Origin of the sequence: Cupriavidus sp. CuC1 (assembly GCF_044627735.1) — a bacterium.
Classification (GTDB): domain Bacteria; phylum Pseudomonadota; class Gammaproteobacteria; order Burkholderiales; family Burkholderiaceae; genus Cupriavidus; species Cupriavidus ulmosensis.
In genome coordinates, this window is the sequence record NZ_JBIUHC010000009.1 from 65,246 (window position 1) to 85,851 (window position 20,606).

16 protein-coding genes and 3 pseudogenes are annotated in these 20,606 nt (G+C 61.4%); 3 read left to right on the forward strand and 16 right to left on the reverse strand.

The annotated features are described in order from the left end of the window. Positions 1–2,429 precede the first annotated feature (2,429 nt). Positions 2,430–3,428, reverse strand: a complete 999-nt coding sequence (locus ACGLHR_RS05980; protein WP_400092627.1) for a dienelactone hydrolase family protein — start codon at positions 3,426–3,428, stop codon at positions 2,430–2,432. Positions 3,429–3,829: 401 nt separating this feature from the next. Between ACGLHR_RS05980 and ACGLHR_RS05985 the strand changes: the two genes are divergently transcribed. After that, positions 3,830–4,105 carry an ABC transporter substrate binding protein gene (locus tag ACGLHR_RS05985; protein ID WP_400092628.1) on the forward strand — a complete coding sequence of 92 codons (276 nt, stop codon included), beginning with the start codon at positions 3,830–3,832 and terminating at the stop codon, positions 4,103–4,105. A 336-nt stretch (positions 4,106–4,441) separates the two neighbouring features. Then, positions 4,442–5,791, forward strand: a complete 1,350-nt coding sequence (locus tag ACGLHR_RS05990; protein WP_400092629.1) for a hypothetical protein — start codon at positions 4,442–4,444, stop codon at positions 5,789–5,791. Between the two features lie 105 nt (positions 5,792–5,896). Here the strand turns inward: ACGLHR_RS05990 and ACGLHR_RS05995 are convergent, their stop codons facing one another. The 14 genes and pseudogenes from ACGLHR_RS05995 to ACGLHR_RS06060 form a co-directional block, all read right to left on the reverse strand. Then, the gene (locus tag ACGLHR_RS05995) at positions 5,897–6,256 is read right to left on the reverse strand and encodes a hypothetical protein (protein WP_400092630.1); all 360 of its coding nucleotides are present in this window, start codon (positions 6,254–6,256) and stop codon (positions 5,897–5,899) included. Positions 6,257–6,352: 96 nt separating this feature from the next. Continuing rightward, positions 6,353–7,600, reverse strand: coding sequence for an enolase C-terminal domain-like protein (locus ACGLHR_RS06000; protein ID WP_400092632.1), 1,248 nt, complete (start codon positions 7,598–7,600; stop codon positions 6,353–6,355). Positions 7,601–7,724: 124 nt separating this feature from the next. Further along, a complete protein-coding gene (locus ACGLHR_RS06005; protein ID WP_400092634.1) occupies positions 7,725–9,017 on the reverse strand; it encodes an MFS transporter in 1,293 nt (430 codons plus the stop codon). A gap of 82 nt (positions 9,018–9,099) precedes the next feature. Next, positions 9,100–9,867, reverse strand: coding sequence for an SDR family oxidoreductase (locus ACGLHR_RS06010; protein WP_400092636.1), 768 nt, complete (start codon positions 9,865–9,867; stop codon positions 9,100–9,102). Between the two features lie 113 nt (positions 9,868–9,980). Next, positions 9,981–10,700, reverse strand: a complete 720-nt coding sequence (locus tag ACGLHR_RS06015) for a FadR/GntR family transcriptional regulator (RefSeq protein ID WP_400092638.1) — start codon at positions 10,698–10,700, stop codon at positions 9,981–9,983. Positions 10,701–11,342: 642 nt separating this feature from the next. Then, positions 11,343–11,792 carry a PstS family phosphate ABC transporter substrate-binding protein gene (locus ACGLHR_RS06020; protein ID WP_400092640.1) on the reverse strand — a complete coding sequence of 150 codons (450 nt, stop codon included), beginning with the start codon at positions 11,790–11,792 and terminating at the stop codon, positions 11,343–11,345. Next, positions 11,774–12,475 (reverse strand): PstS family phosphate ABC transporter substrate-binding protein, encoded by a 702-nt coding sequence (locus ACGLHR_RS06025; protein ID WP_400092642.1) that lies wholly within the window; start codon positions 12,473–12,475, stop codon positions 11,774–11,776. The genes ACGLHR_RS06020 and ACGLHR_RS06025 overlap by 19 nt, the downstream gene beginning before the upstream one ends. 55 nt (positions 12,476–12,530) lie before the next feature. Then, positions 12,531–12,806: pseudogene (locus tag ACGLHR_RS06030) on the reverse strand (efflux RND transporter permease subunit); the annotation flags it as partial. A gap of 910 nt (positions 12,807–13,716) precedes the next feature. After that, entirely contained in the window at positions 13,717–14,259 is a 543-nt protein-coding gene (locus ACGLHR_RS06035) for an MFS transporter (protein ID WP_400092644.1), read from the reverse strand. Beyond that, positions 14,256–15,611: an MFS transporter gene (locus tag ACGLHR_RS06040; protein ID WP_400092645.1), complete on the reverse strand. Its 1,356-nt coding sequence runs from the start codon at positions 15,609–15,611 to the stop codon at positions 14,256–14,258. Before ACGLHR_RS06040 ends, ACGLHR_RS06035 begins: the two co-directional genes overlap by 4 nt. 55 nt (positions 15,612–15,666) lie before the next feature. After that, positions 15,667–16,425 carry an SDR family NAD(P)-dependent oxidoreductase gene (locus ACGLHR_RS06045; RefSeq protein ID WP_400092721.1) on the reverse strand — a complete coding sequence of 253 codons (759 nt, stop codon included), beginning with the start codon at positions 16,423–16,425 and terminating at the stop codon, positions 15,667–15,669. A gap of 92 nt (positions 16,426–16,517) precedes the next feature. Further along, a complete protein-coding gene (locus tag ACGLHR_RS06050) occupies positions 16,518–16,979 on the reverse strand; it encodes an FAD-binding protein (RefSeq protein WP_400092647.1) in 462 nt (153 codons plus the stop codon). A gap of 68 nt (positions 16,980–17,047) precedes the next feature. Next, a pseudogene (locus tag ACGLHR_RS06055) lies at positions 17,048–17,824 on the reverse strand (LysR substrate-binding domain-containing protein); the annotation flags it as partial. Between the two features lie 100 nt (positions 17,825–17,924). After that, positions 17,925–18,899 (reverse strand): quinone oxidoreductase family protein, encoded by a 975-nt coding sequence (locus ACGLHR_RS06060; RefSeq protein ID WP_400092649.1) that lies wholly within the window; start codon positions 18,897–18,899, stop codon positions 17,925–17,927. Between the two features lie 289 nt (positions 18,900–19,188). Between ACGLHR_RS06060 and ACGLHR_RS06065 the strand changes: the two are divergent. Beyond that, a pseudogene (locus tag ACGLHR_RS06065) lies at positions 19,189–19,311 on the forward strand (putative methylaconitate Delta-isomerase PrpF); the annotation flags it as partial. A 35-nt stretch (positions 19,312–19,346) separates the two neighbouring features. On the opposite strand, the gene ACGLHR_RS06070 reads toward ACGLHR_RS06065, so the two are convergent. Next, positions 19,347–20,603, reverse strand: coding sequence for an MFS transporter (locus ACGLHR_RS06070; protein WP_400092650.1), 1,257 nt, complete (start codon positions 20,601–20,603; stop codon positions 19,347–19,349). Positions 20,604–20,606 lie beyond the last annotated feature (3 nt).

Genomic DNA, 20,606 nt, shown 5'->3' on the forward strand with positions numbered 1-20,606 from the left:
GTGAGTATCAATGAAGCCTTCAGAAAAAAATTGCACATCCCAGGTGCACACCACTTAATTTCAAAACTGAAACAGTCCCAGAGTGGCCCTCCTATGTCTGGGCTTGGGGCGACGTGTATATCCAGTCAGCATTTCTGCGGCAAGGGGGACTTTCATGCCAGCACGCCGTGCTCGCCGACTTGCGAGATTCCGCCAAGCGCGAGGTGAAGCCAGCATCGAGGAACTGCTGGCCGGAGCGGTCGCGGCTGCGGCGCAGATGAGGGCGATCGAGCCAGCCGAGTTCAGGACGGGTCATTGTTGACACGACGATACAAGAGAAGGCCGTTGGTCATCGTATTGTTGTATCGCATCACGTCGTGATGACGATGCGCTCACAAGTGACTGAGATCCGCAGTTCGCCGCCCAGCGGCCCACGAAGCAGTCATTCGACCGAAATTCCCAACGACGCGCAAGTGCCGTTTCGGCCGATGAAGAGCCAATCTCCAACCTCAGCTAGGATGACCGCTCACAGCCCCTCACCGGACTTTCGGCAAGCGGTGGCCGGATGCCTGCTCGTCGGGTGCGCTGCGAAAAGGCGGCGCTTTTCCAGTGGGTGCAAGCCCCACCCGGCAACCGCTCCAGCCGGAAGCAACCGGAGCAATCGTGGAGGTAATGAAGGGGTCGAAGCCTTCGGTGATGCGTGTCACGAATTGGTGACAGCGCGAGCGTGCAGGCCGTAACGCGAGTGAACGCTGAGTAAGCCTCGAAAAGGGCGATGCGCAGGCCGACCCGAGTCCGATGTCGGGGAAGGCTGATACGGTTGGGCGAATGAGCAGGCAGGACGCCCAGCCGCTGCGCCGGGGTAGTGGCGACAACATGCACACAAGGAAAGCGCACGCAACACGGGAAGCCCCTTGGCGTGGTCAGGGATGATCAGGCGTGCATGTTCGTGGTCTTCGAGCAGGCGCACCCGGTTGTTCCTGAGCGTGTACAACGCACCGCCCGGCGATTTTCGACGGGTGCCACGCGCCAAATTGCCCCCGATGGCGAGGGGCGACCGATATGCCCTACACACAAAATTCCATACCGGCCCATGTCGGCGGACTTCCGCCTCCCTCACGGATGATGCATCCCTGCGCCATGAGAGTCTCGGTAAGGGCCGGCGCGGAAGCCACCCGGAGGTACAGCACGAAAGCCGCGTCCGCGCCCGTCCCCCCGGAATCCGCTCATGCCCCCACAGCGGACAAAGACACCATGCATCGGATGCACACAAGGAAATCGGTCGACGAAGACTGTGCCAAGCCCGACCCCCGCCAACGCTGCGTTCCAGGGCTCGGCGTAATAGGCCGACTGGGGGTAGAAATCGACCACTCCGCCCACACTGTCCATGAACTGCCAACTACCGTCCGGCTGCCTGCATGCTATGCCGATCACCTGCTGTGGCACGTTGTCGATCACAGCCTGCACAGCCACCTGGTCGCATGGCATTCCAGTGGCCCAAGTCCGGCTGGCCATGGTCTGCGCGGCCACGCTCGCGCCCAGGCCTAGGCTGGCGCATATCGCCGCCACCTTTCCCATTGCCCTGACCATGATGTCAGCCTCCCGCTATCGCCCGGCGCCTGCATCCCACTGCACATCTGTTCGCCATCGGGACTGCATGTCCCGGCGCAGCCCCGCATCATGCAAATACTCTAGGACGCCGTCCTATTCCCTGCCAGAGATTCGGCGCCGATGAAGAGATGATCACCGCCCTCGGCTCGGATGACCGCTCGTCGCCTCTTACCGGCCGTTCGGCGGGCAGAGGCCGGATGACAGTTCCTCGGCCAATCCAGCCCTTCGCACCTCCCGAATGCGGTCATTGCTCAATGACCGGTGTCGAGCAGCGGGAACAGCGGTATCGACCCTCAACGGACGGTCGTCCAGGTTTGAAAGCAACGGGAGCTTATGAGGCACAATGGTCGCCCGTGCCGTTACGACGCCCACACGCGCTCAACAGTTGCAGCCCTTTGAAGTGCGCCTCCAGCCGTTCGGTTGATCTCGGCGCTCGTCACTCGAGGGTCGGCGCCGCATGATCCGTTCCCATCGTCTGGCTTACGATGGTCTCCACGCCGTCACCGTTCACTGTATGCACTGGTTTACCATTCCACACTAACGGCGTGGAGACCAGACCCCTATGGAACTCCGGCGATATGCAGGAGGAGTAGCGCAACTGGCTGCAGCAGCGCACCCGCAGCGCGTCCATCAGGCATCTCTGCGTGCATCGTCCGGCGCGCGCATCGAGACTATCAAGCAAGTGTATGAAAACTTGAACAGCCGCGGGCCGTCTGGACGATGCGGCGGGGCACAACGCCATTAGATGATGCCCGTGCCTTCATTAAATCCTCGCCCGATACAGGCCGGAATGACGGGTGAGAATCTTACCCGTGACTGTCGTGCGGACAGTGGCGACATCAGTGCGGCTTGCTACCGGTTGCGGCAAGGAGTTCCTTTACCGCCGTCCGAGCTCTTGTGGACACCTCCTGGTTATAGGCTAAGGTCAGACCATGCTCGACACATGGGTCGTAATAGGAAAAAGGCTTGTTTGTTGCCGCGTTCACGATCTCCCCATGTGCCGCCTCCTGCAAGCGGCAGTTCCCTGTCGTCTGCGCTTGCGGCAGTTTCAGTGGCGTCGCAAACACCTTGCTGTCAAACCCATGAAAGGCGCCAGGGTATTCGGTCAACTCGATATCCTTTCCGTTCACCCGCAGGCGATTGACATACTCCCGGCACGCTGTAACGGGAACGTAGTCGTCCGCACTGCCGTAGAAAATCCGCACCGGCTTGGCCGAGATATCTTCGTCCTGTCGATATCCTATGTTGCAAGGCGGATAGAAGGCCACGTAGGCGGAGAACTCGCGGCCGGAGGCCGGGCCATGCATCCGCTGGAACCGCTTCAGGCTCGCATAGAGCGCGGCGTGGCCGCCCCAGGACAGACCCATCAGCATTACCCTTTCGGGGTCGATGCGAGGGTGTTTCTGCAGCGTTTCCAGCGCACGGTAGGCGTCCTCTATCTGCACGAGGCGTCCTAGCTTGGACATGTCGTTGATGGTGCTGACGATGCCGCGACCGGTATAGCTATCGACGACGAAGGTGGCGACACCCATGGCAAGCAAGTCTTGCTCCCAATCCGTCACCGTGCTTGTGATGCCTGCTGTACCGTGCAACAGAACGACAACCTGGAATCGCTCCGTGCCCGCACGCGGCAGCCGCAGTTCACCGGCGATCGTGACAGGCTTGCCCGGGCTGTCATCCAGAAATTCCTCGTCGGTCAGGGTACTTGATTGGAACGGAATGACCTCCAGGCGCGCGACCTGCGCATGCCCGAAACATGACAGGCTGGTGACGAAGACGGAAAACGCCACGGAAATGACGTGACGGAAATATGTACTGCAACTCTCGCGCGTAAGCATGGCTACCTCCTTATCCATCACGCGTTATTGGGCGACACAATGGGGGCAGGTTAATCCATGCTCTAGGAATTGCCACTCGGCGCTTCCCCTCAACGAAAAAGCACGCTGTCTCACGTGTTCCGAAGCTGGCAAACGCCGCCAGCTTTTCGTCCGGCACCCCTTTCAACTCGGGTCTATAAACAACACACAACGCAATTTTAGTGCCATTGCAGACTCGCACACTGACCGCAAAGGTCGAAAACGCGACTATGGCAACATTCGGTTAGTAAGCTCAACGTGACTTCGCGGAATGGCTTGCTTCGAATTCAGTGGTCGCCTATCCATAGACTTGTCACTCATCGTTTGAACAATAATCGGCCTGTCGAGGTGTCTTATGAAGACGCTGCTCACTGCCATCGTTCTTGTCCTGTGCCAAGAATGCGACTACCACTATCCCGAGCGTGTTCGCGATAGTGGTCGATCCGGTAGGGGACGACTTGGTCATACGCTTGGAGCGACCTGGTGCGAACATCACGGGGCTGACGAGCTTCGCCGTCCCCTTGCGGGAAAGGCTTCCCGCGAGGGCTGAAGAATGCTGGGCAGGCCCAGCTTACTGCCCCCGAAGAGACACGAAATGCCATTCGAGGCATCTGGTCATTCCGCCCGGGACAAGGGGATCACCGAATAAGTGCTCGTAGGGCAAGTCACGAGCGACTTGTCGCGACCCGGAACTCCAGCGGGAACGTTCGCACCGAACAACCAAGCGGCCCTCAATTGCGTTAGGGGGTAGACATCCAAGACGCATGAATGCCTCAAGCCCACTCTGTTCGGAGGTTGATTCGACGATGGCGATGTACTATCGTGCAAAGGCCGCCGTAACTTTGCCAACAAGGCCGGCGGTGTGCACGGCGTTTCCAAGCACCATCCTATTAGAGAGGCGCTTCAATCCGCGGACGTCGAGGTAAGTACCCTCCGTCGCGCCGCTCTCAATCCGATGCCGGGGATACACGGTCCTCCCGACCAGGAGAGATGCTATGGTGCGCCTCTTTCAGTCCCCGCTCGCGACAGCAACTCTGCTCGCAACACTTGCGTTTATTCCCCAGTCGGCGTTTGCCGATCCCAGCATTTCACAACCAGACGGAAGGGTGGGCTGCATCATCCGGAGCGCGAGTGGACTGCGATTCTTCGATCCATCGGGCCGCGACCGGAAAACCCTTGTCCAAGACATTGTGGCGACAACGAAGGCAAATGGTCCGCTGCCTGGGATCTCTTGCATCGCAGGCCAGGTACGGAATATGCCAGCGCCCTTGTACGCGAAACTCGCCGCGTTGTACCCCGGCAGATACGCCCCGCTTGCACTGAAGCCGCTCCCCGCTACCGCTACGCAAGCGGCGAGTAGCGCTCAGCCCCCCCGCTACAAATATTTGGGTCTTGACGGCTTTGTGCCATCTGGATTCTATCCGGGCTTTGCTCCGGTCTCGATCACTGAAGGAGGCAGCATATTTGGATGGATATTTGACACCGCCGCTGGGGTCCCATATATCGCCGTTTTCGAACGCGGGTCAGTTACTCCGCTCCAGTCAGGCTTGGCCTATTCCGGCAGCCGCAATGGCATCGTTGGCGGAGCGCTGCTGTTGGATTTGAGCACCTTCCAACAGCAGGCGGCTCTATACCGCGGGAACTCGGTGGAATTAGTTCCGCCAGTTCAGGGGCAATTCGGCAGCTTCGTCGCACTCGTGAACGACCAGGGGACCGCTTTGATTAATTGGAGTACCGTGGAGGGCGAGGAGAATTTTGCGATTTACAAATTTGGAGCAGTGACAAAAATTGATTTTGGATCCGACTTCGTTCAGGTCTTCCCCGCCGGTATAAACAACAACGGCATCATTGCTGGATGGGCACTAATGGCAGGAAATACATTCCGCGGGTTTCGATACAATACTCGCACGGGAGAGAGGATCCTGCTGAACCCGCTGCCTAGCGATCATGACGTGTTCATCGGAGGGATTAATGAGAGCGGTGACGTCGTTGGCACGTCGCTCGTGCTTGGCGGAGTCCAGCATATTGGGTTCTGGCGCGGGACTGAGTTTGTCAACTACTTTACCGAAGGAACACCAGAGATCCCAGCGGTAGGATATGCAACGAGCATTAATGACCGCAATCTGATCGTCGTTAGCGACCTTGATCAGACCAGCACTCCGAATCCAAATGACGTTTTTTTGGTACCGAGCCCCGGCCAGCGATTTAGCATGAACGCGTTGACAGGTGGGGTGCCACCCGACCTAGGTACATTCCCCCAAGTCTTCGGCGTCAATAACCGCGGCAAGATAATAGGCACGTCGCAGGATGGTGTCGTCAATTTCCTGCTTGAGCCCACGCCCTAAGTTGCCAAGCGCCGCGATGATCGGGTTGATTGCCGTCACCAAAAAGCATTGACGCTGCGGGATCCACAATTGCGCGGGGTCCCGCAATGCGCACGCGGCCGAGTTTCAGTGCGGAAGGGGTGGGCTGCTAGGGTAAGCAAGCGTGGTCGGGTTGGTCAGGCCGAACGTCAAATAGTACGGCACCTGAAGCGGGCCACCCGCCGGCACAAAAACATCGAATGCCTTTGTGCTCACGTCATAGCGGCGCACCGAGCCGGTATCAGGCCCGTTCCCAGAGATAGGCACAAACAGTTTTCCCCCTGGACCGAATAGGAGCGCCTGTGCGTAGGCACGAGCGGAGCCGACCTGGTCGAGGTTTATCTGATCCAAGAAAGCGCCCTGAGTCCCACCGTAGGGACCTTGGAAGATTACGATCTTGTCATTGTCCTTATCATTCGCTCGGAAGCTCGTGATGAGCGGGATCACGAGCGTTCGCTACAGTAGGCTCAATGCATCCGATCGGCACCCTCCTCCCTTCCCAACCGGCCTGCAGCCAGATCCCCGGTCCATTCGCGTGCCTCCTCATGGCGTTTGCAGCGTGCCGTCGACGAGGCGCGTCTGAGTCCAGGTCGTGACAGTGTTGTCGCAGGGATACTTGGCCGCCTCGGCCTCGTCGATCTCCACTCCCAGGCCTGGCTTGTCGTTCGCATAGACATAGCCCCGGCGAAGCTCCGGCATGCCCGGAAACACGTCGAGCAGCGCCTCCTTCGGCCCCTTGAGCTCCTGGATCACGAAGTTGGGCGGCTCGGTGCCCGACCATTCCTGCACACCGAAATTTCGCGCTGCCAGGTCGATGTGAATGTTGGCCGCGTGCGCCAGTGGTGACATGTCGCCGGGGCCGTGCCAGGCTGTGCGTACGCCGTACTGTTCGGCGAAGAGTTGCAGTTTGCGTCCCGGGGTGATGCCACCCACCTGACTCAGGTGTACCCGGATGTAGTCAATCAGGCGCTCGGCGATCAGCGAGCGCCATTCAAACGGATGGTTGAACAGCTCTCCCTGCGCCAGCGGCGTGGTGGTTTTGGCGCGCAACTGGCGCAGCCATTCACTTTCTTCCAGCGGAATTGCGTCCTCCAGGAAGAAGAGTGCGTAAGGCTCCAACTCGCATGCGAGGCGGATGGCATCGATGGGGCGCAGACGCTCGTGCACGTCGTGGCACAGTTCAACATCGAGGCCGAGGCGACTGCGCAGGGCATCGAACATCTTGACCGTCTCGCGCATGTACTGTCGGCTGTCCAGATAGATCCCGTCCGGCGCGCCATTCGGCGCCGTCGACGGCGCTGGCCCGAAGTGCCCACCGCCGTAGCCGCCGCTCTGGCAGCGGATATGCGTGATGCCTTGCTCACGGTACTTGAGGATGTTGTCGCAGAGTTCCTCGATGTCCTTACCGTCCGCGTGGCGGTAGATGGGCACGCCCTCGCGGCACTTTCCACCGAACAGCTGGTACAGGGGCATGTTGGCGAGTTTGCCCTTGATATCCCACAACGCCATGTCGATGCCCGAAATGGCATTGTTCTCGATCGGGCCATTGCGCCAATAGGCGTTCTGATGCATGAGCTGCCAGAGTTCCTCGATGGCCTCGGCATCGCGGCCGACGAGCAACGGACGCAAGTATTCCTCGACAAGGCACTTCACCACGAGATGGCGGTACGCGAAGGTGGCACAACCGAGACCATAGAGGCCCGGCTGGTTGGTTTCGACCTTGACGACGACGAGATTGATACCCTCTGGCGCGGTCAAGATGACTTTGACGTCGGTAATCAGCGTGGACATTTGATTCCTTGAGTGGAGTGAATTGAAATTGCTATGCATCAACATTGGAGTGACTGCACATCCAACACCCGCTCTAGCGTGGAAAAAGTACCCGGCCTGGATCCTCGCCAGACCGCGCGGTTCCTCACGTGCGACGCAGTGAGAGCGACCGTTCACGCGTCGCGCGCAGGTCGGAATGCGCAGGCACGGTGATCATCAGGATGACCGACAGCAGCAGACCGCCCGCCATGAAGATGTACGAAGCCGCGGGGCTGCCGGTCACACCGTTCAGATACCCAACCACCCACGATCCAAGGAACGCGCCCAGCGCGCCGCATGCATTGATGAGCCCGATCGCGCCGCCCAGCACGTTGCTCGGAATCAACTCCGGCACGAGAGCGAAGAATGGGCCATACGGTGCATACATCGTCGCGCCCGCCACGACCAGAAGTGCAAACGAGATCCAGAAATGCGAGCTGCCGATCATGTACGAAGCGACGAGCGCGATGGTTCCGATGAGTAGTAGCGGCCAGACGAACAGTTTGCGATTGCGCGTCTTGTCCGAGAGCCACGACGCAAGCAGCATCAGGATGATCGCGGCGAGATACGGAACGGCGGAGAGCCAGCCAACCGACACGATATCGATCGTCGAAGCGGCCTTGAGAATCGACGGCAGCCACATGATGAAGCCATACACGCCGATGCTCCAAAGCGCATGAATCGCGCAGCACTTCAGCACGATCGACGAACGGAACGCCGCCTTGTAGTCGCGCACTGGAGGGATGTGCGCCTGCTCGGCCTTCAGACGCGCATCGAGTTCAGTCTTTTCGGCGTCGGTCAACCAGGGCGCATCGGCCGGGCGATCCTTCACCGTGAACCACCAGACCACCGCCCATGCGAGCGCCGGCAACCCTTCCAGGATGAACATCTGGCGCCAGCCAACGCTGCGGATCAGATAGCCCGATACCACCGACATCCACAGCACCGTGACCGGATTGCCGAGAATCAGGAACGTATTGGCGCGCGAGCGTTCGCTGCGCGTGAACCATCGGCTGATGTACATCAGCATCGACGGCATCACGGCCGCTTCCACCACGCCAAGCACGAAACGCAACACCATCAGCATCGGGATGTTGCTGACAATGCCGGTCGCTGCGGCGCACAGTCCCCACAAGATCAGGCTGAAGAAGATGAGCTTCTTCACGCTGTTACGCTGCGCATAGATCGCGCCGGGCACCTGAAACAGACAGTAGCCGAGAAAGAACAGCGAGCCGATCAGCGACGACGTGCCGGACGTGATGCCGAGATCCTTGTCGATCCCGGCTGCTGCTGCGAAACCGTAGTTCGCGCGATCCAGATAAGCAAGGCTGTAGGTGATGAAGATGATGGGCATCAGATACCACCATCTTTGGGTTGCTACGGGTTTGACGCTTTCCATGATGTCTCCTGATCGGTGCGGCGCACAGACGGGTTGCTTCGCGCGAGTGCTTTGTTTTGATGTTCGCCATGCGGACTCGCGTTCAAAGTACAGCCAGCCAGCCTCCGTCGACGTAGATGATCTGGCCGTTCACATAGCTCGATGCGGGCGAGGATAGGTACACCGCCGTTCCGACGAGCTCCTCCGGTTTTCCCCAGCGTTGCGATGGATTGCTGCTCTTGACCCAGGCGTCGAAAGTAGGGTTTTCGATAAGCGCCTTGTTCATGTCAGTCAGGATATAGCCCGGACCGATCGCATTTGCCTGTATGTCCGACGCCGCCCACTCGGCGCTCATAGCACGGGTCAGCATCTTGATGCCGCCCTTCGCCGCCGTATAGGCACCGACTGTCGCGCGCCCGGCTTCGCTCGTGAGCGAGCCGATATTGATGATCTTGCCGCCCGTGCCGCGCGCGATCATGCGTCGCGCCGCCTGCTTCGCGACAATGAACGCGCTTGTCAGGTTAGTGTCGATCACGCGCTGCCAGTCGCCCAGTTCGAGTTCGACTAGGGGCTTGCGGAACTGGATGCCGGCGTTGTTGACGACAATGTCGATCTGCACGCCGTCCCTGTCCCATTGCGCGAACGCGTCGGTGACAGCCTGTTCGTCGGTCACGTCGAACGCGCGGCCTTGCGCATTGAATCCTTTGCCTTTGAGCCGAGTGACCGCTTCCGCGACCGTATCGGCCCGCGTGCCGTTCAGGATCACGCTGGCGCCTGCGGCTGCCAGTCCCTCGGCGAGCGCGAAGCCGATGCCTCGTGTCGAGCCGGTTACGAGGGCCGTACGGCCGCTCAGATCGAATAACTGTGTCATGTGCTTGTCCTCTCGATGTTCAGGAACGAGGCGCAAGTGCGCCCCTCGAGACCGCTTTCACGGTCGCGATAACGTTGGTATCAGGTCTGCTGGCGAGGCTGCCGGGCGATTCGTTAAACGGGTTGGTCGTTGGCGGTACGGTTCAGGGTGGCGCGGTCCTCGAAATCCTTCTCGGCACGCTTGATGAGCGTCAGCACCGCCTCTTCAGCCGCTGCCGGATCGCCGTTCTCGATGGCAAAGCAAAGTGCTTCATGCATCGGCAGCGAACGAGCCGGACCACCAGCGACTTCGGAGCTGAGTTCGAAGCTTGTGCGCAAGATTGCCGACAACGCGTTCTGCATCTGCTGGACGAACTGGTTGTGGCAGGCGGTGAGGATTGCGCCGTGAAACGCCAGGTCGGCGGCAACGTAGTCGCCGTGGCCGGCAACCGCGCGCTCCATCGCCTTGAAAGCACGCCGCACCGCGACGCGGTCGTCCTCTGTCGCGCGCTTCGCGGCAAGCTTGGCAGCGTTAGGTTCGATGATCAGGCGCAATTCCATCAGATCGTCGATGAGCCCCTGGTCGATGGCACCCGCTCGCGCGCGCCATGTGATCACGTCCGGATCGAATAATTGCCATTGCGAACGCGGCAGCACGACCGTGCCGTACCGGCGGCGCACTTCGAGCATGCCCTTCGCGGAGAGCGACTTCATCGTCTCGCGGATCGTGATGCGGCTAACTTGCAGCTGCTCAGCGAGAACAGGCTCGGCCGGAAGAATTTCGCCCGGCAGGAATTTGCCCGAACAAATTTGCTCCCCCATCTGATTCAGAACCTGCCTGTGCAACGTCACCATGATACCCTTCCTTACATCATACGTATGATGTAGAAAGATAGGCGCGTGGAGGTCTTGTCGCAATCCGGGTTGACCCGGAGGTCAAAACTGGCGCCCGAACTGTGCGCTGCCGCCGACATGTGGCCCGCTGGCACAGACATGCATATTGGATCAGAGGGAATGGTCACGACTCTTCATTGCGCGAGATCGGCTCGTAAAGATACTCATCAGACACTTCTCGTCGGACGGCTGAAGTGAGTCCATTCGCACTGGTTATACTAAGTGCCCGCGTTTGAGCCAAGCGCCGCCCCCTGTGCCGAAAGACTGCAACGGATCAGCAGCTCCTGTTCGCGGCGCTAGAGTGGATTGGCGGTGTCGATTCCGAGCACCGCTTCGGGTCCGGCGAATGGGCGCTTGGCGTACACGCCCCATTCGCTGGCGCACAGCGGTGCGAGCCACTGGGCAAAGACAGCCGAATTGGCCAGCTCCGTGCACTCACCGATGCGAGAGCGGTCTAGCAGCGATGCGCCGGGTCGGAAGAGCCTCGAAACTCGGGTGCCACTGATCAACGAGAGCCTCACCGCGTGCGCACGCCTATCCCGGCCGGCGCCGAAGCCGGGCTTTTCAACACTATCGGCTATGAGGCGTCGTTCGCCTGTACCGTCACATAGGCGGTCCGCAGCCGCTCCGATCTCCGCCCCCGCCTAGCAGCCGCCGCGCCGCCTCCACCTGCGCGGCGCGCAGTGGCAGCATCACGCCATGGTCCAGCACAACCTGCTGGCCCTCCCGGCTCAAGATGAAGCGGGCAAATTCCCGTAGCGTCGGCGCCACAGGGCGGTCCGGCGAGCTGGACAGCACGATATAGGCGGCGCGGCCAAGCGGGTAGCGCGCGAGCGCAACATCCTCATAGGTCGCGTCAACTGCGGGGGCGCCAGCGGACTCGGCCAGGGCCACCGTCCTTATACCCGCGATCAGATGCCCCATGCCGGTGAACCCGATCGCGTACGGGTCGGCCGCCACCTGATCGGGCACATCCGCCTCGGTCCCCTTCCCAGGGATGTCGTCACGCCATTGCCCCTGTGTTTCGCCGACGCTCAGGATTCGCTCGTGCATGACGATGGCCCGCGCGGAGGCTTCGGCCCCGCGCCATGCGGCGGCCCCTGCCACGCGCACCGGCTTGTCCGCCCACGCGGCCACGCGGCCACGCCCAGGTCGCCCCAGGTGCGCACCGGTCCATGCCCGCGCAGGCGGCTCTTCGAGAACACGGCATCCAGCTGGGCCAGCGTCATTGACTTGAGCGGATTGACCTCATTGACGATCACCCCAATGGCATCAACATAGCCAAAGTGCCGCCAGGCGCCACCAACGGCGGGAATGGGTTGCGGCGGCACGCCATGCGCGGCGCGGTAGGCGCCCACGTCAGCCTTTGTCATGTCGCGCGAGACAAAGGCGAAGTCACTGCCGCCATCCAGAAACCGCTGCAGCGGCGGGCTCAGCGCGCCTTGCGGCGCAAGGTACGGGGGCGCCGCGTCAATGCGTACGCCTGGGTGCCGCAGCTGGAATGCCGCGATCCAGCCCTGCACCAGCTTGGGCAGGATGGCCGGCACGCTACCCGCGAATGCGCCGTCCAGCGGCTGCGCGGAACAAGGCACGTAAGCAGGCAGATCCCCGTCAAGCCGAGGCTGGAGGAACTCGGGTGTCGGCAGCGGCCGTCCATCGCGGCTCCAGTCCGCAGTGGATCCGGTGTCCCCGCCGGCCGCAGCGGCCGCAGCGGCCGCTGCGCCAGCCAACAACATGGCAGCGCCCCAGAGGACCCGGCGCATCCCGGGATACACGCGACGAATGATGCAATCAGCGCCCGACATGTGATGCCTCAACCGCCGCAACAACCCCTGAGCCAGAACCGCGACGGCCATTGCTCAGCTGGTCAAACCACAGGTACAGCACTGGCGTAATAAAGACTGTGATCAACTGCGAGAAGACCAGGCCACCCACAATTACGACACCCAGCGGTTGGCGCAGCTCTGCACCAGCGCCGATCCCTAGCGCGAGCGGCAGCGCACCGACAATGGCGCAGAACGTTGTCATCATGATCGGACGAAATCGAAGCAGGCATGCCTGCTGGAGCACCTATGACGCCACGATCCGCTCACCGCTGGCGATAAAGCGCGGGTACAACACTCCTTCCTTTAGCGATTTCGCCGACTAGCCTGGCGCGTGGAGCAGACGCATCCTGACCATCGCAGCAACGTTTCCGTCGCTGCGCCCACACACCCTACCTCTGGCCGTGGATTCTGTTTTGGCATTCTGAGCAGGCTGCCACGGGCCTGTGTTGTCGGCTGAACCGCTGGAAATACGCATGCGGCCACCTCGCATGACCCGATCATCCCGCCGCTGTGTATTGGGCTTCGTGATTGGTATCCCCGCCTCCAGGCGATCGAGATGTATGGCTAATGGGTGTGCCCTTTGGAGTGTCCGTGTCCGGATAAACTGTGTCCCCTCCAGCCGCACAGGCCGAAACTGCCCGCAAAGCTAGGAGCCGTCACGTGTTGGACGTCCTCAGTATTGGCCATCGTAGGCGCACCAATGAACGGAAAGAAGCCAGTCAGCATATGGACAGTGCACGAGTGCGCGAGTGCGCGAGTGCGCGGTGTCCACGGAAGGCTGGCAATGGAAGCAGCTGCTCGGCTGCCCTGCGGACCGTGCACGCGCTGAGTTTTCGAGTACCACTGCCGTTGAGGTCGGCACCTATGAATTCTTGGCCCACCGTTACCTGGGCATACGGTAATTATCGCTTATTTTCGTTTGCTTGAGTATAAAAATACGGACCTCATAATATTTTCTAATTTTTTCTCATAAAAACGATCGACTCTTCATAGCACGATCCTCAGATATTGGTCCGAAAAGACAAACTTTCTCATATGATTAACCGCTGAATTTACGCGCCGCCCCAATGCCATCAGCATTTTCCCACCATTTTATTTTAAATAAAAAATACGGCAAAGAATCGCACGTGCGCGTCTCGGGGATCGCCTGGTCAGTCACAACGGCAACCACAAGCACCTCGGCGCAAGCGGGCGAAATATTCCCGGGGCTTGAGCGCGATCGCGACGGCACCGAGGAAAAAAGTGAGCCCATGTTCCTCTGCTGCTTCTCGCAGCGTGTCGCAAACGATGCCTGGCTCGACGATCGCAGTGCCGTCTTCGGCGCTCAACTCCAGAAGCCCGTTGCAGTGCTTGGATATCCTCGCCATGCTCATCGGAATGATGCCGGCTGCGGCGGCGCCGGAAAGGCCCCGGGCAATAGCAAGAGCGGTCATTGTCGGCGCCAGCGCCGCCAGAACATTTGCCACGGAGCACGCCGCCAGCGCGGCGGAGATGACCCGCAGCTTGCCAAAGCTGTCGCCAAGTGGTCCATAGACGAGTTGCAGGAGGCCATAGGCCAGTACAAAGGCCGATATGGACCACCCCGCGACGCCGACAGGCACCCCGAAGTCCGCCGACAGCGCCGGAAGCAGGACATCGCAGGCACGCATCGAGGCCATGCTCAGGGCCGCCGCGATCGACAGCGACAGTCTCACTTGGCAGCCCTCGTCACCGAATAGGCGCGCTGCGGCTTCGCAATCATGAAGACGGCACCTGCAGCAGCCAGTGCCGGCACCACCAGCAAGCCGAAGACATCGCCGAAGCCCCAGCCGACGCCAAGCAGTGCCGCGCCGATGAATGATCCGGCAATGCCACCGATCCGTCCGATGCCCTGCATCCAGGCGACGCCGGTAGTACGGGCCTCGGTTGGATAGAGAGTCGCGGCATAGGTGGACATTGACGTCGCCGCGCTCGTGACAAGCGTGCCGCACAGGAAGAGCGAGACGCCAAGGAACGCCGGATGGTCGAGGCTGCGCCCCACGACAGTGACAAGCACGGCCGCCAGCATGTACGCGACGACGATGATGCGATTGGCATCGAAGCGATCCATCAGCCAGCCTGCCACCAGGTTGCCGAGCAAGCCGCCAAGCGGAAACACGGAAGCCAGCAACGCACCGTGTTCGACGCTGAATCCCGCCTCGCGGAACAGCGTCGGCATCCAGTTCGTCATGAGGTAGTAGATCACCAGCCCCATGAAGCACGACAGCCAGAGCAGGAGCGTGCGCCGCCGATACACGTCCGACAGGATGAGCCCCAGCACCGATGCCTTTTGCCGCGACCCGACCTGGGCCGTCCGTGCGACGAACGTGCAGCCGTCCAGTCGCTGGTCGGGGGCGATGCGGTGCAGGATCCGTGCAATCTTTTCGCGCGTGCCCGGGCGTACCGCAAGGAATTGGGCGGACTCCGGCAGCAGCACGAGAAGCAGCACGGCCAGCGCCAGTGGCCCGATTCCGCCGGCCGTTAAGACGCTGCGCCAGCCGAAATGCGGAATCAACCACGCAGATGCCGCGCCGCCCGCCACCAGACCGCAGGAAAATCCACAGTACATCGCGTTGACCGTGAAGGCGCGAAGCCGCTCCGGCGCGTACTCCGACATCATGGTGATGGTCGTGGGCATCGCCGCGCCGAGTCCCAGTCCCGTCAGAAAGCGCAGCGCCGTCAAGGCGGTGATCGACTGCGCGTGTGCCGTGACGAGCGTCCACGCGCCGAAGGCCGTCACTGCCGCGACGAGCACGGTCTTGCGGCCAATGCGATCCGCCACAGGCCCCGCGAAGATCGCGCCGAGGCTGAGACCGGCCAGCGCCGCGCTCATGACGATGCCGAGTTCGCCGCGCGTGATCCCCCACTCCTGGGCAAGCGACGGCGCGATGAAGCCGATCGCCGCGGTGTCGTATCCGTCTGCCGCCACGACGAAGAAGCAGAATATGAGGACCAGCCACTGGCAAGGGGAAAAGCGTTCGGCGTCGACGAACGACTGCACGTCGATCGTGCGGGATGCCTGTTTCATCGGTTGTCTCCTATATGTGGGCAAGCGCTGTTCGCGCTTGCATCCTTTATGGGCCTCAGGCAGCCAGGTATCCGCCATCCACGGGCAGGGTCACCCCTGTTACGTAGGTGGACATCGACGAGGCGAGGAACAGCACCGCCCCCACCAGCTCTTCCGGCTTGCCCACGCGGTTCATGGGAATGCGGGTCATGAAGCGTTCGAGCTTGGCCGGGTCAGAGCGCGTCGAGACGGTCATCGGGGTTTCGATGACGCCCGGCGCGATGGCATTGACGCGCACGCCGTCGCGCGCAAGGTCGGCTGCCAGCGACTGGGTCAGCATCTTCACCGCGCCCTTGGAGGGCGAGTAGCCGAGGTTATTTGCCTGGCCAGAGAAGGACGCAATGGAAGCGACGTTGACGATGGCCCCCCTGGTCTTGCGCAGAGCCGGCAGCCACGCGTGACAGACGTTGAACGTCCCTTCGTGGTTGACCTTCATCACCTGCTGAAGGTTGTGCAGAGCGTAGGCGCTGTCGATGCCCTCGCGGATGAGGATGCCGGCGTTGTTCACCAGCACGTTGATGGGGCCGACTTTGGCCGTGATGTCCTCGGCAACGGCGCGGCATTGCGCGGCGTCAGTCACGTCCAGCGCGCAGGAGCGGGCCGCGTGTCCGCGGGCGTCGATCATCGCCGCGGTCTCGTGGGCATTGGCTTCGTTCATGTCGCTGACGACGACGGTCGCCCCCGCTTCGGCGAGTCCGATGGCGAGGGCCCGGCCATTGCCCTGGCCTGCGCCGGTAATGAAAGCGACCTTCCCGGTCAGTAGTTTGGGAATCATCATGATGGATTCGGAAGGAGATTCGGCAAGGAGAATCAGGTGGGCCGCGACCACCGCAAGGCAGTCGCGGGACGGCAGGATGGGGACGGCGATCAGTGCATCGCCAGCGGCTCTCGCGCGGGCGCCGCGGTCGCCTTCGGGCGCGAAGCGTGGACGTGATCGGCGATGTGGTTGCCCGCGACATAGCCGAAGGTCAGGCCAGGGCCCAGCGTGATGCCGGCGCCGCAGTACTCGCCGCCCATGATGCTCGCGGCATCGTTGCCAGCGGCGTACAGCCCGGGGATCGGCTCCCCTTCGCCGGAGACGACCTGGGCGTGCTCGTTCGTCCGGATTCCCACGAATGTCCCGAGGTCGCCCGGCACGAGCTTGAGCGCATAGAACGGGCCGGTGACCAGCGGCGCGACGCAAGGGTTGGGAGTATGCAGCGCATCGCCCTGGTAGCGGTTGTAGGCCTTGCTGCCGCGGCCGAACTCGGGGTCGCGCCCGTCTCGCGCGGTCTCGTTGTACTGGCGAACGGTGGTCGCGAGCGTCGCCGGATCGACGCCAATCTGCATCGCCAGGTCTTCGATCGTCTTGCCGCGCTTGAGGTAGCCATTGCGAGCTCCCAGTCCGGCAGGACGCGGACAAGTCTACCCGCGACAATGTCTCGACTCATCAGCCAGTCGCCTGCGCCTAGGATACCCACGCTCGCTCGCGCCGCAGCGAGCAGTGTTTCGCTATCGTTGGCGGTCAATGTTCCCTTCGTAATGATGGTCTCCCTGCGCTCTCCCTTCGATAGTCGCCATTCCGGGTATGACGCAAGGCCAGTGAAACCGAGGCAATTGTGCGACACAAGATCGCGAGGATTCTTCGGTGCACCATGTTCATTTATATATACCGGAGAGGCACACAAGATCCGACGATGATCACTCAGTTTCTTTGCGATCAACCTACTGTCAACCAGTTCCCCCACGCGAATCACGGCATCAAAGCCCTCGGCAACAATGTCGACGAAGCGCTCGCTGTAGTCTGCTTCGATGCTCACCAGCGGATGGGCGGCAAGAAACTCGGGCAACATTGGACCTAGCCAGAGGCGCCCCAGCGACGCAGGAAGCGCCAGGCGAAGGACGCCCCGAATCTCGGCAGCGCCCATCGATGCCTCCTGCTCTGCCTCGGTGATCAACCCCGCAGCCGAACTGAGACGCTCCACGAGACGCGCTCCCGCATCTGTCAATCTCACCTGGCGGGTGGTTCGCTCGATAAGCCGAATGCCAAGCCGTCGTTCCATGGCGGCAAGCCGCTTGGAGACCACAGTCGGATGACGTTGCAGTGTCCTGCCAGCAGCCACGAAAGAACGTTCCGTCGCGACAGCAAGGAGTGCTGCAATTTCGTCGATATGCCGGCTGTCCAATTGACTCATGGTGAGAGGCTCACGGTAAGTGCGCACGACGAGATGTGGTAGCAGAGCCTGTCTTCAATTTTTCGGCAGAGCGCTGCTCATCTCCGACTCCGCGGAATCATCACGGATTAAGGATGATTGCTCCGGCAGACTTGCCTCCTTCGAGGTCAGCATGCGCTCTGGCCACGTCCGTCAGCGCGTATTTTCCCCAGATCCTGGGCTTGATTATGCCGGTCGCTACAGCCGCCAGCACATCATCGGCACGTTGGTGATACTCATTGATGTCCGCGGTGTGCGCGCCCAGTGAGGAACGGGTCAAGAACAAAGATCCCTTCGCGTTGAGCATGCCAACTTCGACCGCGGGCGGTGCGCCCGAAGATGCCCCGAACGATACGAGCAGGCCTCGCGGCCGCAGGCTATCAAGAGACGCTTCGAAAGATGCACCACCGATCGGATCGTAGACGACATCCGCCTTTTTGCCCTTGGTGATTTCAGTGATGTCCGCTGCAAGGGTGCCGGCATTGAAAACCAGAACTGCATCACAGCCCTCCGCTTCGGCAGGTGCAACGCTCTCGGGCTTCGACACGATGCCGATTACAAACGCGCCAAGATGCTTGGCCCAAGGCACCATGATTTGTCCGACGGCACCAGCCGCGCCATAGAGAATCATGGTCGTACCCGGACCAACCGAATACGTGGACTTGAGAAGATACTGGGCAGTGATACCTTTGAAAAGCACGGCCGCGGCATCGTCTGCGGTCAAACGTTCGGGGAGGTGAATGAGTCTGTTGGCAGGGTAAAGCCGGCTGCTCGCGTACGCTCCGATGGGGCCAGTCGCGTACGCCACCCGGTCACCTACACGGACATTGTCTACGCCTGCCCCGATGGCAGCCACGCGACCCGCCCCTTCAAGACCGAGACCGGATGGCATCGGAACTGGCACTGCGCCATTCCGTTGCGTCACGTCGAGGAAGTTAACGCCAATCGCTTCCTGGTCGAGCCACACTTCGCCCGGCCCAGGTTCGCGCTCGTTCGTCGCTTCGATCTTCATCACGTCAGGACTACCTGTTTGGCTAAAGCGAACGATAGAGACCATGGCTTGCTCCTATGCTGATTGCGCGCGCAGCCATCCTGCACGCCAAGCAGAAATTATCGGTCTCCAATAATTTTCGAACAATACAGCCATTTTGCACGACATTGCTGCATGCCGTGCAGCAATTGGATTGGCCATGCGAGAGGACGAATGTCATGCGGCAACGGCAAGTCCTGGTTGCAGTTGAATGGCCGTTGGACCTGCGCCATCTCAACCTTGGTTCAACTGACGCCACCACTGCCCCAACGATGTCGTAGCGATCCAGCGCATCGCTCACAAATCCGCTTGCGATCATCCATCCGGCACCCAGTCCGTGGGGGCCGAGTCGCAACAGGAGAACGGTGAATGGGTGGTCAAGAAAGCCATCAAGAGCCGGACGGCAGGCCGACGGATGGACGGCCTAGTGCGGGTCCCGGTGTCAGGCCCCATGAACGAAACTCTCGTGGTACGTCAATCGACTGGTTCAATGCGCCGAAATGCACCAAGCAGCGCGAGGTCATAGGCAATCTTGAGCAGGCCGCAAGCGACCAGTGGTGCGCCGACCCAACCCATCGCCAACATGCCGCCCGCCAAGGTCGGACCCAGCGCGGAAGCCAGGCTCCTGGGTACCGCGGTCAGGCTGGCGGCAGCCGGGCGCTCGGGCGGCGTCACGACGGCCATCACATAGGCGGTCCTGGTCGGTACGTCCATCTGCGACAGCGCGCTGCGCGCGAGCAAGAGAGCCAGGGTCGCTACCAGGGAAGGGGAAAATGCCGCCCCGATCAGGCAGAGGCTGGACGGAATATGGGTGAACACCATGGTGTTCAGCAAGCCGAACCTGCGAGCCAGCGGCACGGCAACAAGCTGGGAGCCCGCGGAGAGCAACCCCGACAAGAAGAAGAACTGGCCGGCAGCCGCGGGTGAGAGACCGAATCGCTGCATCAGCCACAGTGCCAGCAGCGAGTTCACCACCAGCCCGCCGGCAAAGGCGTCCACGCTGAACAGCAGGGCAAGGCGAGTAACGATACTTCGAGACGGTCCAAGCGGCGCTCTTACCGCTGCCATGTGCGGCCGTGGCTCGGGCATGCGTGCATAGAGGAACCAGAGCGCGACACCGGTCAAGGCGTAGAGGACGAACATCGCGCGCATGGCGCTGAGGAACACTATCCCAAGTTGCGAGGCGAGCCAAGCCGGCAGCGCCGCAGCCAGTGCGCCAACGGCGGCGGAGAGGGCCCCCGTCAGACTGTAGCGGGCAAATAGTGCCGTGCGGGCATCGGAGGTAGCCGAGTCGGCAAGACGAGCCTGCTCCAGTGGCAGGAACACGCTGACGTCTCCGGAGCTCGGGTTGAGCGTACCGACGAAGGCGACGAGCAACAGCGGCCATAGTGAGGAGAGTCCGGCAAATCCGATGCCGGTCGCGGCCATCAACGCAGCCGCCAACACCAGCAGGCGGCGCTGCGGGTAGCGATGACCGAAGACGCCCACCAGTATCGTCGCCAGTGCTGAGCCGATCAGGGTGGCACTGCTGATCAATCCCACTGCCAGTTGCGCGAAACCGAGCGCTAGCAGGTACGCTGGCAGCAGGACAGCAATGAACCCGTCACAGAAGCCGCGTAGCGCGCGGCCGACGAGAAGTGGCAAGGCGCTGGCATCGACGCCTGCAGGCAGTACCAGGCGAGCGAGCCGAGCTTGGCCGGCAGTCACAGCCGGATCCTCAAGCGTTTGCATTGC